Source organism: Streptomyces racemochromogenes (assembly GCF_039535215.1).
In the GTDB taxonomy this organism is placed as follows: Bacteria; Actinomycetota; Actinomycetes; order Streptomycetales; family Streptomycetaceae; genus Streptomyces; species Streptomyces racemochromogenes.
The window spans coordinates 5,963,811-5,978,128 of record NZ_BAAAWT010000001.1 but is presented as its reverse complement, the minus strand read 5'-3'; the positions used below and the strand labels follow the sequence as shown (position 1 = coordinate 5,978,128).

The 14,318-nt window shown below is 67.4% G+C and carries 11 protein-coding genes, 2 rRNA genes and 1 riboswitch; of the genes, 1 reads left to right on the top strand and 12 read right to left on the bottom strand.

What is annotated here, in order from left to right; all coding sequences use genetic code 11:
- Positions 1 to 32: 32 nt before the first annotated feature.
- A riboswitch (glycine riboswitch) is annotated at positions 33 to 131 on the bottom strand.
- Between the two features lie 123 nt (positions 132 to 254).
- Entirely contained in the window at positions 255 to 608 is a 354-nt protein-coding gene (locus ABD973_RS27515) for a PRC-barrel domain-containing protein (RefSeq protein WP_206436488.1), read from the top strand.
- Here ABD973_RS27515 and ABD973_RS27510 read toward each other — a convergent pair.
- The 12 genes from ABD973_RS27510 to ABD973_RS27455 all read right to left on the bottom strand — a co-directional run bounded on the left by ABD973_RS27510 (position 605) and on the right by ABD973_RS27455 (position 14,186).
- Complete coding sequence (locus ABD973_RS27510; RefSeq protein ID WP_125820431.1) at positions 605 to 1,993, bottom strand: DNA polymerase IV; 1,389 nt, start codon at positions 1,991 to 1,993, stop codon at positions 605 to 607. The two genes, ABD973_RS27515 and ABD973_RS27510, sit on opposite strands and share 4 nt — an antisense overlap.
- Before the next feature lie 126 nt (positions 1,994 to 2,119).
- Positions 2,120 to 2,758: a MerR family transcriptional regulator gene (locus tag ABD973_RS27505; protein WP_125820432.1), complete on the bottom strand. Its 639-nt coding sequence runs from the start codon at positions 2,756 to 2,758 to the stop codon at positions 2,120 to 2,122.
- 198 nt (positions 2,759 to 2,956) lie between these two features.
- Complete coding sequence (locus ABD973_RS27500) at positions 2,957 to 3,430, bottom strand: bifunctional nuclease family protein (RefSeq protein WP_007262890.1); 474 nt, start codon at positions 3,428 to 3,430, stop codon at positions 2,957 to 2,959.
- A gap of 63 nt (positions 3,431 to 3,493) precedes the next feature.
- Complete coding sequence (ftsR, locus tag ABD973_RS27495) at positions 3,494 to 4,258, bottom strand: transcriptional regulator FtsR (protein WP_206436489.1); 765 nt, start codon at positions 4,256 to 4,258, stop codon at positions 3,494 to 3,496.
- 70 nt (positions 4,259 to 4,328) lie between these two features.
- Positions 4,329 to 5,222, bottom strand: coding sequence for an FHA domain-containing protein (locus ABD973_RS27490; RefSeq protein WP_125603031.1), 894 nt, complete (start codon positions 5,220 to 5,222; stop codon positions 4,329 to 4,331).
- A 130-nt stretch (positions 5,223 to 5,352) separates the two neighbouring features.
- Positions 5,353 to 6,225 (bottom strand): DUF881 domain-containing protein, encoded by an 873-nt coding sequence (locus ABD973_RS27485; protein ID WP_345502635.1) that lies wholly within the window; start codon positions 6,223 to 6,225, stop codon positions 5,353 to 5,355.
- A 5-nt stretch (positions 6,226 to 6,230) separates the two neighbouring features.
- A complete protein-coding gene (locus tag ABD973_RS27480) occupies positions 6,231 to 6,563 on the bottom strand; it encodes a small basic family protein (RefSeq protein ID WP_007262894.1) in 333 nt (110 codons plus the stop codon).
- The gene (locus ABD973_RS27475; protein WP_345502634.1) at positions 6,560 to 7,465 is read right to left on the bottom strand and encodes a DUF881 domain-containing protein; all 906 of its coding nucleotides are present in this window, start codon (positions 7,463 to 7,465) and stop codon (positions 6,560 to 6,562) included. Before ABD973_RS27475 ends, ABD973_RS27480 begins: the two co-directional genes overlap by 4 nt.
- An 85-nt stretch (positions 7,466 to 7,550) precedes the next feature.
- Entirely contained in the window at positions 7,551 to 10,049 is a 2,499-nt protein-coding gene (locus ABD973_RS27470) for a mannose-1-phosphate guanyltransferase (protein WP_125820435.1), read from the bottom strand.
- A gap of 101 nt (positions 10,050 to 10,150) precedes the next feature.
- Entirely contained in the window at positions 10,151 to 10,738 is a 588-nt protein-coding gene (gene clsA / locus ABD973_RS27465; RefSeq protein WP_125820436.1) for a cardiolipin synthase ClsA, read from the bottom strand.
- 137 nt (positions 10,739 to 10,875) lie between these two features.
- Positions 10,876 to 10,992 (bottom strand): 5S ribosomal RNA (rrf, locus tag ABD973_RS27460).
- Between the two features lie 75 nt (positions 10,993 to 11,067).
- Positions 11,068 to 14,186, bottom strand: a 23S ribosomal RNA gene (locus ABD973_RS27455).
- Positions 14,187 to 14,318 lie beyond the last annotated feature (132 nt).

Below are 14,318 nucleotides of genomic sequence, written 5' to 3'. Positions count from 1 at the left end.
CCCGGCACCTGCCCCTGCTTTCCAGAGTGGCCTCGTCACGTGCGGTACGTATGCCTGAGAGATTCCGGGGAGGATTTGCTCCTTCGGCGCCTCCGTCGTACTCACTCGGAGGACTCTCCCGCACAGGGTCAACAGCCGTCACCCAGCCTACCAGCGAGGATCTGGACCCTCCCTCGAGTGGCCCTCACTTCAAATATGCACTTCTGTAGTCATTACGGATGAGCTGTGCATCACCGCGACCGTACGGAGGGACCGTGCAGACCGACATCGATCCCCGCAGCCTGATCGGCCGCAAGGCGTTCGACCGCAACGGCGCCAAGATCGGCACCGTGGACGAGGTCTACCTCGACGACGCCACGGGCGTCCCGGAGTGGGCCGCGGTCCGGACGGGCCTCTTCGGCCGCGACGCCTTCGTCCCCCTGGAACCCAGCGAAGTGGTGGACGACGCCCTGCGCGTGCCCTTCGAACGTTCCCTGATCAAGGACGCCCCCGACTTCGGGGTCGGCCGCCACCTCTCCCCCGAGCAGGAGCTCCAGCTCTACCACCACTACGGCCTGGACGTGGCCCTCCCCTCCGACTTCCAGCGCCCCCACCCCCAGGACGGCTAAACCTCCCCCACCAGGGGCAGGGGGTCGGACGGCTCCAGCTCCGGGTCGTCCAGCAGGAACGTGCGGACCCGGCCCGGGGGCGATCCGGGCCGCTCGAACCGTACGGTCACCCGCCCGACCCCGCTGCCCTGCACCCAGCCCGGCCCGTACACCGCGTGGCGGACGTCGCTGCCCGCCGGCCAGTGCCTCACGGGAGCGGCCCCGGCGCCCTCCAGGGGCTCCGCGGGCGCCCCCGGTACCCCGCCCTCCGGGGCGGCCCCGGCGGCGTCCTCCTCGGGGCCCTGCGGCTCCGCCGCCTCCCCCTCGGCGGCGGCCCGCGCCTGGGCGAAGAGGTCCTCCTGCGTGTAGTCGGCGAGCCCCGTCACGCCCACCCCCAGCAGCCGCACCCCGCCGGTGGTGTCCACGCCCTCCAGCAGCCGCGCGGCCGCCTCCCGCACCACCGCCGGGTCGTCGGTGGGGCCCCGCAGCGTCTCGGAACGGGTCAGGGTCGAGAAGTCGTAGCGGCGCACCTTCAGGACGATGGTCCGCCCCGAGTGGCCTGAGGCGCGCAGCCGGCCCACGCAGCGGTCGGCGAGCCGCTGCACCTCGTACCGGATCCGCACCCGGTCGTGCAGGTCCACGTCGAAGGTGTCCTCCACCGAGACGGACTTCGCGTCCCGCTCGGCGACCACCGGCCGGTCGTCCAGCCCCAGCGCCATCCGGTACAGGCCGACGCCGTGCGCCCGGCCCACCATCCGCACCAGCTCGTCCTCGCCCGCCTCGGCCAGCTCCCCCACGGTGGTGATCCCGGCCCGGCGCAGGTGCTCCCCGGTGGCCGGACCCACCCCGGGCAGGGTGCGCACCGGCATGGGCGCGAGGAGCTCGCGCTCGGTGCCCGGTTCGATCAGCAGCAGTCCGTCGGGCTTGGCCTCCTCGGAGGCGATCTTGGCCAGCATCTTGGACCCGGCCAGGCCCACCGAGCCGCTGAGCCCCGTCAGGGCCGTGATGCCGGCCCGCAGCCGCTCCCCCGTCGCGCGTGCGGTCGCCGCGTCGAAGGCCGCGCCGCCCGCCTCCAGGTCCACGAAGGCCTCGTCCAGGCTGAGCGGCTCCACCAGCGGCGACAGCTCCCGCAGCAGGCTCATGACCAGCTCGCTGACCTCGCGGTACAGGGTGAAGCGGGGGATCAGGTAGGCGCCGTTCGGGCAGAGGCGGCGGGCCTGCGCCGTCGGCATCGCCGAGTGCACCCCGAACCGTCGGGCCTCGTAGGAGGCGGTGGCGACGACCCCGCGCGGGCCGAGCCCTCCGACGATCACGGCCTTCCCCCGCAGGCTGGGCTTCGACGCCTGCTCCACGGAGGCGTAGAAGGCGTCCATGTCCAGGTGCAGGATGGTCGGGGCGGATCTCACAGCACCGATGCTGCCCTACGCCACTGACAACGCGCTGATCACCGGCCCCGGGACCCGCCGCGGGGCTCGGACGGCGGTCCCGCTCCGGTCGGCCGGGTTGGGCCGACCGGGTTCACACGGCCCGGTTCAGACGGCCCGGTTCCGGCGGGCTGCGAGCTCGTCGGTGGGGTTGTGGCCCACCAGGGTCTCCCCGGTGTCCACGCGCTCCCCGTGCAGCTGCGACAGCGCGTTCTCGACGTCGCGCCAGACGACGCCCACCGCGATGCCGAAGACGCCCTGCCCGCCCTGGAGCAGGCTCACGACCTGGTCCGGCGAGGTGCACTCGTACACGGTCGCGCCGTCGCTCATCAGCGTCATGCGCTCCAGGTCGGAAAAGCCCCGGTCCCGCAGGTGCTGCACGGCGGTGCGGATGTTCTGCAGCGCCACCCCGGTGTCCAGGAAGCGCTTGACGATCTTCAGGACGACCACGTCGCGGAAGCTGTACAGCCGCTGGGTGCCCGACCCGTACGCGGGCCGCACGCTCGGCTCGACGAGGCCGGTGCGCGCCCAGTAGTCGAGCTGCCGGTACGTGATCCCCGCGGCGGCGCACGCCGTCGGTCCGCGGTAGCCGACCTGCTCGGACGCCGGGCCTTCGCTCACCGGTCCGACCGGCGCGGCCGCCGGCTGACGGGGCGAGGCGCCCACCGCGCCAGCGTGCACCGGGTACGGCCCACCGTCGCTCCGCGCGGGGGTTCCCCCGGTCGTACCGTCGCCCGTGATCCTCACGCCGACCCTCCGTCCTTGACCTGCCACCTTGAAGGTAGGCAGTGACCAGGGGTGCGTCAACGATCGCCACACTCGGCACGCCGAGTGATAATCACCCTGAGAGTGGTTTCCCGTACCCCGTTGCGGGGAAAGGCTACTCGAATGGGCTGACAGTTCCCGGTGGACGGCACGGCCGCCGGCGCGGCTACCGGGGGCCGTTCACTGGGGGCCCGTCCCGAAGTCCTCCGGCGAGATCTGGTCGAGGAACTCGCGGAACTTCTCCACCTCGTCCTCCTGCTCGTCGGGAATGGCGATTCCGGCGTCGTCCAGCACGCCGTCACTGCCGTAGATCGGCGTTCCCGTGCGCAGGGCGAGCGCTATGGCGTCCGACGGCCGCGCGCTCACCTCGACCCCGCTGGCGAAGACCAGCTCCGCGTAGAAGACGCCCTCCCGCAGATCCGTGATCCGGACCTCGGTGAGCTCCTCACCGACCGCCTCCAGCACGTCCTTGAACAGGTCGTGCGTCAGCGGCCGGGCAGGGGCCATGCCCTGCTGCGCGAAGGCAATGGCGGTCGCCTCCCCAGGACCGATCCAGATGGGGAGGTACCGGTCGCCTCCCACTTCACGCAGGAGCACGATCGGTTGGTTGGAGGGCATTTCCACCCGGACACCCACAACGTCGAGCTCGTTCACACAGCAACCCTAGGACCTGCCCGGCAGGTTTGGGTAGTCGGGGCCCCACCGGGACCTGTCCGTTCAGTGCTGACGGAGCCCGAGGGCGGTCTGCACCAAGGCCTCGTGGAGCCTCACGGAAAGCCCCGCGAGCTCCCTCGTCGTGGCTTCCGCGTGCGCCCTCGTCTGCGGGTTGCGGTGCCTGCGCAGCGGGGCTACGAGCTGCTCCACCAGACCCGCCTCCCGGTCCGCCGCCGCCTTCATCCCCCGGAGGTGGCGCGGTTCGAGGCCGAACCGGCCCAGATCGGCGATCAGCCGGGCCACCTCGAGCGTCCCGGCGTCGAACCCGCCGCCGGGCAGCTCGGAGACGAGCCCGTACGACTCCCACTCGACCAGCTGCGCCTCGTCCGCCTCGGCGGCGGCGATCAGCTCGGCACGGCCCACCCGGGCCGCCGCCGGCGGCTCCCCGGCCGCCTCGGCGTAGCCGCCGCAGGACTGGGCGCCGTCCACGGACTCCCCGTGCGCGGCGGGTGCGGGGATGCGGATCTGCTCACCCCGGTCGAGTGCGTCGAGCTGCTCCCGGATGACCTTCAGCGGGAGGTAGTGGTCGCGCTGCAGGCGCAGGACGCGCGCGAGGCGCTCCACGTCCTGCGTGCTGAACTTGCGGTATCCGGAAGGCGTGCGCCGGGGTTCGACCAGGCCCTCCGCCTCCAGGAAGCGGATCTTGGAGATCGTGACTTCGGGGAACTCGTCCCGCAGCGTGGTCAGCACCGTGCCGATGCTGACCAGCTGCCCGGCAGAGCCGGCGGTGCCGTTCTTGGGGGCACCGCCCGTCGGGGTACGCAGCATGGAACCTTCCCTGGGGTCCCCCCGGAGGGTGTCCGGGGGTGGGGTTCCCCCCGGACGGTGTCCGAGGGGGTCAGACGCCCCGCAGGCTCGCGTAGAAGACCAGCCGGTACTTGCCGATCTGCACCTCGTCACCGTTGTGCAGGGCGACGGACTCGATCGGCTCCCGGTTCACGTACGTGCCGTTGAGGCTGCCCACGTCGGCGACGGTGAAGCCGCCCTCCGGGCTCCGGCGGAATTCGACATGCAGGCGGGACACGGTGATGTCGTCCAGGAAGATGTCGCTCTGCGGGTGCCGGCCCGCAGTCGTCAGTTCGCCGTCCAGCAGGAACCGGCTGCCGGAGTTCGGGCCGCGACGCACGATCAGCAGCGCGGAACCGGGCGGCAGCGCCTCCACCGCGGCCTGGGCCTCGGGAGAGAGCGAGGACGACACGTGCTGGCCCGACCCCTCGGCCTCGTAGGCCTCCAGGCCCGAGATCGAGATGGTGGACGTGGTCTCCGAAGCGCGCTCCGGCGTCAGGCCCGGCCGCAGCGGCGCCCCGCAGTTGGAGCAGAAACGGCTCGCGGCGTCGCTGCGGTGACCGCACCTGCCGCACGTCTGCTCGGCCGACATGGACGGCTCCTCGCGCCGCGGCTGCCCCGCGGAGGCACTGGTGGCATAGGGGTCAGAGGCAAACCCTCCACCCGCACTAGAGCTTGATGGTTCACCGAAACCTATGCGTCCGGAACCAGCCGGGTCAACGGACGACGCGCCGAGCCCGCCCGAATTGTCACCCGGGCCGGCCACCTCGTCACGGAAGAGCGGCCTGTCGCCCTGCCCTTCCCCTTCCGGCTGCCCCGCGCGATGCCGCGTCGCACCGCTTTCCTCGTTCTTCTTCTTGCCGAACAACTTCTCAAACAACTTCACGGGCGATTCCCCTTGACCGAAACAGACCCGCCCGTGGGGCAGGACGAACTCTGCATGCACACACCTGCCGACCCGGACATTCTGACAACGTCCGTAACCACCAGACAGTTTCCACCACGCACGGCGACTTCCGTGCGCCGACCCCCCGCAGGCGTCGGCCCGCGTGAGCCCGTCCGCGTTCCACTGCGCATCACGGCGATGACGACCGAGCGTAGTCAGGCTGCTTCGCAGCCCGCAAGGCATCCACAACGATCTTCGCCGACCGTGTGACGGCGACCGTGGCCTGTTCCTTCTCCATCGTCTGCACCACACCTCCCGGGATGTTCAGCGCGGGCTCCAGATCCTGCGGCTTGCCGATGACCTTGAACTCGTAGGGCTGTGTGATCTTCTTACCGTCGATCCCGACCCCGCCGCCCTCGTCGGAGAAGTACGAGCCCGCCACGACGCGCACGCCGTTGATCTGGATCGCCTCCGCCCCGGCCGCCCGCAGCTCCTGGAGGGTGTCCAGCAACTGGTCGGACCTCACCTGGCCCTTGGTGTCGGTGATCCGCAGCGTGATCCCCGGGCCCTGTGCGGCCACCGTACCGGCCAGGATGCCCAGTTGGCGCTCCTTCTCAACCGTCTGGCGGCGGGCCTCCTCCGCCTGGTTGGAACTGCTCTGCAACTCCTTGCGCTGGTCGTCCAGCCGCTGCTTCTCGTCCTCCAGGCGCTGCGTGCGCCCGTCCAGCTCGTCGAGGATCCGTACGAGGTCCTCCTGCCGGGCACCGCGCAGCGGGGCACTGGAGTCGCTGTTGGACCGGACCTGGATCGCGAGGCCGAGGCCCAGGACGAACAGCAGCAGCGCGACGATCAGTTGGGCGCGGCTGAGCCTGGGCGGCCACAGTCCGGCGGCCAGGCGCTGGCGCCCGGTCTCCTGCGGCACGGCCGGCCCGGGCTGCCCCGGCGGTTCCGGGGCCTCCGCCGGCTCGGGCTCCGGCCGCGCCGGCGGCTGGGACGGCTGAGGCTGCGGCTTCGGCTTCCCGGGGACGTCAGGCTCCTGCGGCGGGGTGTTCTCCGTGCTCATCGGCGTCACGCCCGGAAGACGTGCCGGCGGATGGCCGCGGCGTTGGAGAAGATCCGGATGCCGAGGACGACGACCACACCCGTCGACAGCTGAGAGCCGACGCCCAGTTTGTCGCCGAGGAAGACGATCAGCGCGGCGACGACCACGTTCGACAGGAACGACACCACGAAGACCTTGTCGACGAAGATCCCGTCCAGCATCGCGCGCAGCCCGCCGAACACCGCGTCGAGGGCGGCCACCACGGCGATCGGCAGATAAGGCTCCACCACGGCCGGCACCTCGGGCCGGACCAGAAGCCCGACCACCACTCCGGCCAAGAGGCCCAGTACCGCGATCACGATGCACCCTTCTTCGGCTCTGCTGCTGTGGCTGTGCGGACGGTCAGGCTCGACGCCGCGGGCAGCCGCACCTCGTCCACGGGGGTCAGGCTGTAGCGGATCCCGTAACTCTCCTGGAGGACGTGCAGGTACTGACCGTCCACGGAGTCCTGGAACGTGGTCCCGAGCCGCTTCTTGTCGCCCACCGCGAGGACCTCGTAGGGCGGCACCAGCGGCTTGTTGTCGACCAGTATCGCGTCACCCGCGGCCCTGATCGCGGACAGCGCCGTCAGCCGCTGCCCGTTGATCGAGACGGCCTCGGCGCCGGCCTGCCAGAGCCCGTTGACGATCCGCTGCATGTCCCGGTCACGGACGCGGCCGGTGTTCGAGAACCCGGCGCTCTCGCGCGGACCGCCACCACCGCCCGACGAGGCACCCTTGGCATCGTCCACCACAAGCTTGACGCCGGGACCGTGCGCCTCGGTTGCACCCGCCAGCAGTTCCACCAGCCGGCCCCGCTCGCCGACCTGCTGCTTCAGCGCGACGCGCTGCCGGTCGGCGACCTCGGTCCGCAGCCGCTCGGTCTCCCGCTCCAGGGCTTCGGCGTGGTCGTCCGCCCGCCGCACCCGGTCGATCAGCTCCTGGCGCTCCTTGGCCAGCACCGGCGCCGCCACGCGTGCCTGCGCGGCACCCAGAGTGACCACCATCGCGGCGAGCACGAGACCCGCGGCGAGCCCCAGCTTGGCCTTGACGGTACGGGGCAGCCCCGCGGTGCCGTCCGCCTCGCGCCGGGCCGACGCTTCCGCATAGCCCTCGTCGAGGCTGTGGTCCATCACGTGGGTCAGCAGCGACATGGAGGCGTCCGGGCGCGCGGGCGGTGTGGCCGAACTCCGGTTGTTGGGCGGCTGCGACATGCCGCACATCGTTGCATGTCGCCCCCGCCAACACCCAATGCGCCCGTCCGGCGGGCCGGGCCGGGTCACCCACCGCGCCCGGCCCACCGGAAGGTCAGTGCTGTCCGGCGCCGTCCACGACCGCGCCCCACTCGTCGAGGAGCGCCTGCGCGGAGGCGTCGTCGGGGCCTTCGGCCCACAGGTGGGTGACGGCCTCCGCCGTGTCGGGCAGGACCAGCGCCCACCGCCCGTCGGCCTCGACCACGCGCACCCCGTCGGTGGTGTCCACCTGCCGGTCGCCGGCGGCCTCCACGACCCGCCGCATGACGAGCCCCTTCGCCGCCCACGGCGTGGGCACGTCCCGCTTGAGCACGTGCGCGCGCGGGATGCGGGCGTCGATCTGGCTCAGGGTGAGCTGGGTCCGCGCCACCAGCCCGATCAGCTGGACGAAGGCCGCCGACCCGTCGAAGACGCTGCTGAACTCCGGGACGATGAAGCCGCCCCGGCCGTCCCCGCCGAAGATCGTGGTCTCCTCCCGGCCGACCCGGGTCAGGTCGTCGGGCGAGGTCGTCGTCCACTCCACCTGGGTCCCGTGGTACGCGGCCACCTGCTCGGCGACCCGCGTCGTGGTCACCGGCAGGGCCACCTTGCCGCTGCGCTTCTCGGCGGCGACGAGGTCGAGGAGCACGAGCAGCGCCCGGTCGTCCTCGATGATCCGGCCCCGCTCGTCCACCAGGGAGATCCGCTCGCCCACCGGGTCGAACCGCACGCCGAAGGCGGCCCGGGCCGACGCCACGATCTCCCCGAGCCGCACCAGCCCGGCCCGCCGCGACTCCCGGGTCTCGGTGGGCCTGGACTCGTCGAGACCGGGATTGATCGTCAGCGCGTCGACGCCGAGCCGGCCGAGGAGGCTCGGCAGGACGAGTCCGGCGCTGCCGTTGGAGGCGTCCACGACCACCTTGAGCCCGGCATCGGCGATCCCGGTGATGTCCACGCGCCGGAGCAGCGAGCCCGTATAGGAATCGAACACGCTCGACGGGAACTGCAGGTCGCCGATCTCCCCGGGGAAGGCGCGCCGGTACTCCTGGCGCGCGTACACGCGGTCCAGCTTCCGCTGCTGCGCCTGAGACAGATCGGCTCCCCGCTCGTCGAGGAACATGATGTCCACCGAGTCGGGCACCCCGGGCGAGGTTCTGATCATGATCCCGCCCGCGGCACCGCGGGCCGTCTGCTGACGAGCCACCGGCAGCGGTACGTTCTCCAGGTCGCGCACGTCGATGGCGCTGGCCTGGAGCGCCGAGATCACCGCGCGCTTGAGCGCACGCGCACCTCGGGAGTGGTCTCGGGCCGTGGTGACGATCGCGCCCTTCTTCAGCATCGTCGCGTAGGCGCCGGCCAGCTTGACCACCAGCTCGGGGGTGATCTCCACGTTCAGGATCCCGGAGACGCCGCGGGCACCGAACAGGTGCGCCTGGCCGCGGGACTCCCAGATCACCGAGGTGTTGACGAAGGCGCCCGCCTCGATCGTCTTGAAGGGGTAGACGCGCACGTTGCCCTGGACGATGGATTCCTCGCCGACGAGGCACTCGTCACCGATGACGGCCCCGTCCTCGATCCGGGCGGCCCGCATGATGTCGGTGTTCTTGCCGATGACGCAGCCGCGCAGATTGCTGTGGGGGCCGATGTAGACGTTGTCGTGGACGACGGCCTTGTGGAGGAAGGCCCCGCTCTTGACGACCACGTTCGACCCGACGACCGTGTGTTCGCGCAGTTCCACGCCGGCCTCGACCTTGGCGTAGTCACCGACGTACAGCGGCCCGCGCAGCACCGCGTCCGGGCTGACCTCGGCCCCTTCGGCGATCCACACCCCGGGCGAGATCTCGAAGCCGTCCATGTCGACCTGGACCTTGCCCTCGAGTACGTCGGCCTGCGCCTTGACGTAGCTCTCGTGGGTGCCCACGTCCTCCCAGTAGCCCTCGGCCACGTAGCCGAAGATCGGCCGGCCTTCCTTCATCAGCTGCGGGAAGACGTCACCGGACCAGTCGACCGAGACGTCCGGGTCGACGTAGTCGAAGATCTCCGGCTCCATCACGTAGATGCCGGTGTTGATGGTGTCCGAGAACACCTGTCCCCAGGTCGGCTTCTCGAGGAAGCGCTCGACCTTGCCCTCCTCGTCCACGATGGTGATGCCGAATTCCAGCGGGTTCGGCACCCGGGTCAGGCACACCGTGACCAGTGCGCCCTTCTCCTTGTGGAAATTGATGAGGTCGGTGAGGTCGAAGTCGGTCAGCGCGTCGCCGGAGATGACGAGGAACGTGTCGTCCTTCAGAGCCTCCTCGGCGTTCTTCACGCTGCCGGCGGTTCCGAGAGGCTTTTCCTCGTTGGCGTAGGTGAGCTCCATTCCGAGCTCCTCGCCGTCACCGAAGTAGTTCTTGACCAGTGAGGCCAGGAACTGCACCGTGACCACGGTCTCGCTGAGCCCATGGCGCTTGAGCAGCCTCAGCACGTGCTCCATGATCGGCCGGTTGGCCACCGGCAGGAGCGGCTTGGGCATGCTTGAGGTCATGGGGCGAAGCCGCGTACCTTCGCCACCGGCCATCACGACGGCCTTCATGTCGGAAGAGTCCTCCTAGAGAGATGACGGTCCAGCCGACCTCACCCGCCCCGGACGGATACTCCGCAACTCCTCCGCGTCAGCTCCGGCGCCGAGCGAGCTCAATCGGCCGTGGTAGCCCTGACCAGGCGTCGGACTTGCACCACGTAAAGGATTCCTGCCCACCAATAGAGCGTTGTACCCCATCCCGCGAACGCCCATCCGAAAACGGACGCCATCCAGGCCAACCAGCCGTCCCCGTCACTGAGCAGCAGGAGCGGGAAGGCGTACATCAGGTTGAAGGTCGCGGCCTTGCCGAGGAAGTTGACCTGCGGGGGCGGATAGCCGTGCCGGCGCAGGATCCACACCATGACCAGCAGCATTGCCTCACGGGCGAGGAGGGCCGCGGTGAGCCACAGGGGGAGAATCTCCCGCCAGGTGAGACCGAAGAGCGTCGTCAGGACGTAGAGGCGGTCCGCGGCGGGGTCCAGCAGGCGGCCCAGTTTGCTGATCTGGTTCCAGCGGCGCGCGAGTTTTCCGTCGAGGTAGTCACTGATCCCGCTGAGCATCAGGACGGCCAGCGCCCAACCGTCGTGCCCCTCCAGGATCAGCCAGAGGAACAGCGGTACGCCGACGAGCCGAGCCATGCTCAGGATGTTCGGAATGGTGAAAATTCGGTCGGTCTGAACCCGAGTCTCCTGGACCTCCACCCGGGGGCCTCCCACTGTGACGCTAGAAACGGTCGAACGATGCTCCCTGACCCTACAGGAGTCCCGCCGGAGGCCGGCCGGGCCCTGAACGCAGAAAAGCCCCGCACCAGAAGGTGCGGGGCTTTCCCACAATGATTGTTCGGCGGCGTCCTACTCTCCCACAGGGTCCCCCCTGCAGTACCATCGGCGCTGAAAGGCTTAGCTTCCGGGTTCGGAATGTAACCGGGCGTTTCCCTAACGCTATGACCACCGAAACACTATGAAGTTTGAACTCCAGCCGGCAAGGCGAGTTCGTTACTTCAGAACTAACACAGTGGACGCGAGCAACTGAGGACAAGCCCTCGGCCTATTAGTACCAGTCAGCTCCACCCGTTACCGGGCTTCCACATCTGGCCTATCAACCCAGTCGTCTACTGGGAGCCTTACCCTCTCAAGGAGGTGGGAATACTCATCTTGAAGCAGGCTTCCCGCTTAGATGCTTTCAGCGGTTATCCCTCCCGAACGTAGCCAACCAGCCATGCCCTTGGCAGGACAACTGGCACACCAGAGGTTCGTCCGTCCCGGTCCTCTCGTACTAGGGACAGCCCTTCTCAATATTCCTACGCGCACAGCGGATAGGGACCGAACTGTCTCACGACGTTCTAAACCCAGCTCGCGTACCGCTTTAATGGGCGAACAGCCCAACCCTTGGGACCGACTCCAGCCCCAGGATGCGACGAGCCGACATCGAGGTGCCAAACCATCCCGTCGATATGGACTCTTGGGGAAGATCAGCCTGTTATCCCCGGGGTACCTTTTATCCGTTGAGCGACGGCGCTTCCACAAGCCACCGCCGGATCACTAGTCCCGACTTTCGTCCCTGCTCGACCCGTCGGTCTCACAGTCAAGCTCCCTTGTGCACTTACACTCAACACCTGATTGCCAACCAGGCTGAGGGAACCTTTGGGCGCCTCCGTTACCCTTTGGGAGGCAACCGCCCCAGTTAAACTACCCATCAGACACTGTCCCTGATCCGGATCACGGACCGAGGTTAGACATCCAGCACGACCAGAGTGGTATTTCAACGGCGACTCCACAACCACTGGCGTGGCTGCTTCAAAGTCTCCCACCTATCCTACACAAGCCGAACCGAACACCAATATCAAACTGTAGTAAAGGTCCCGGGGTCTTTCCGTCCTGCTGCGCGAAACGAGCATCTTTACTCGTAGTGCAATTTCACCGGGCCTATGGTTGAGACAGTCGAGAAGTCGTTACGCCATTCGTGCAGGTCGGAACTTACCCGACAAGGAATTTCGCTACCTTAGGATGGTTATAGTTACCACCGCCGTTTACTGGCGCTTAAGTTCTCAGCTTCGCAACCCCGAAAGGTCACTAACCGGTCCCCTTAACGTTCCAGCACCGGGCAGGCGTCAGTCCGTATACATCGCCTTACGGCTTCGCACGGACCTGTGTTTTTAGTAAACAGTCGCTTCTCGCTGGTCTCTGCGGCCACCCCCAGCTCAGAGAGCAAGTCTCATCACCAGGAATGGCCCCCCTTCTCCCGAAGTTACGGGGGCATTTTGCCGAGTTCCTTAACCATAGTTCACCCGAACGCCTCGGTATTCTCTACCTGACCACCTGAGTCGGTTTAGGGTACGGGCCGCCATGAAACTCGCTAGAGGCTTTTCTCGACAGCATAGGATCATCCACTTCACCACAATCGGCTCGGCATCAGGTCTCAGCCTTAACGTGTGACGGATTTGCCTACCACACGGCCTACACCCTTACCCCGGGACAACCACCGCCCGGGCTGGACTACCTTCCTGCGTCACCCCATCGCTTACCTACTACCACCTTGGATCGCCGGCTCCACCACTTTCCATTCCCCGAAGGGTCCGGAACGGCTTCACGGGCTTAGCATCAGAGGATTCGATATTGGGCGTTTCAAAGCGGGTACCGGAATATCAACCGGTTGTCCATCGACTACGCCTGTCGGCCTCGCCTTAGGTCCCGACTTACCCTGGGCAGATCAGCTTGACCCAGGAACCCTTAGTCAATCGGCGCACACGTTTCTCACGTGTGTATCGCTACTCATGCCTGCATTCTCACTCGTGAACCGTCCACAACTAGCTTCCGCTGCTGCTTCACCCGGCACACGACGCTCCCCTACCCATCACAGCGGGCGTTGGCCCTATTGCTGCAATGACACGACTTCGGCGGTACGCTTGAGCCCCGCTACATTGTCGGCGCGGAATCACTTGACCAGTGAGCTATTACGCACTCTTTCAAGGGTGGCTGCTTCTAAGCCAACCTCCTGGTTGTCTCTGCGACTCCACATCCTTTCCCACTTAGCGTACGCTTAGGGGCCTTAGTCGATGCTCTGGGCTGTTTCCCTCTCGACCATGGAGCTTATCCCCCACAGTCTCACTGCCGTGCTCTCACTTACCGGCATTCGGAGTTTGGCTAAGGTCAGTAACCCGGTAGGGCCCATCGCCTATCCAGTGCTCTACCTCCGGCAAGAAACACACGACGCTGCACCTAAATGCATTTCGGGGAGAACCAGCTATCACGGAGTTTGATTGGCCTTTCACCCCTAACCACAGGTCATCCCCCAGGTTTTCAACCCTGGTGGGTTCGGTCCTCCACGAAGTCTTACCTCCGCTTCAACCTGCCCATGGCTAGATCACTCCGCTTCGGGTCTAGAGCGTGCAACTCAATCGCCCTATTCGGACTCGCTTTCGCTACGGCTTCCCCACACGGGTTAACCTCGCTACACACCGCTAACTCGCAGGCTCATTCTTCAAAAGGCACGCAGTCACGAGATACAGCAAGCTGCATCCGACGCTCCCACGGCTTGTAGGCACACGGTTTCAGGTACTATTTCACTCCGCTCCCGCGGTACTTTTCACCATTCCCTCACGGTACTATCCGCTATCGGTCACCAGGGAATATTTAGGCTTAGCGGGTGGTCCCGCCAGATTCACACGGGATTTCTCGGGCCCCGTGCTACTTGGGAGATGAGCAAGCAAGCCGTACAGATTTCAGCTACGGGGGTCCTACCCTCTACGCCGGACCTTTCGCATGTCCTTCGCCTATCCATACGGTTTCTGACTCGCCTCACAGCCGGCAGACTGTGAAAGCTCATTCCCACAACCCCGCATGCGCAACCCCTGCCGGGTCTCACACGCATACGGTTTGGCCTCATCCGGTTTCGCTCGCCACTACTCCCGGAATCACGGTTGTTTTCTCTTCCTGAGGGTACTGAGATGTTTCACTTCCCCTCGTTCCCTCCACACTGCCTATGTGTTCAGCAGTGGGTGACAGCCCATGACGACTGCCGGGTTTCCCCATTCGGACACCCCCGGATCAAAGCTCAGTTGGCAGCTCCCCGGGGCCTATCGCGGCCTCTCACGTCCTTCATCGGTTCCTGGTGCCAAGGCATCCACCGTGCGCCCTTAAAAACTTGGCCACAGATGCTCGCGTCCACTGTGTAGTTCTCAAGCAACGACCAGCCACCCATCACCCCACCAGACAAGCTGGCGAGTTCACTGGGGCCGGCGCTGAAGACCAGCCATACGGCCGTGCCCTCAGGACCCAACAA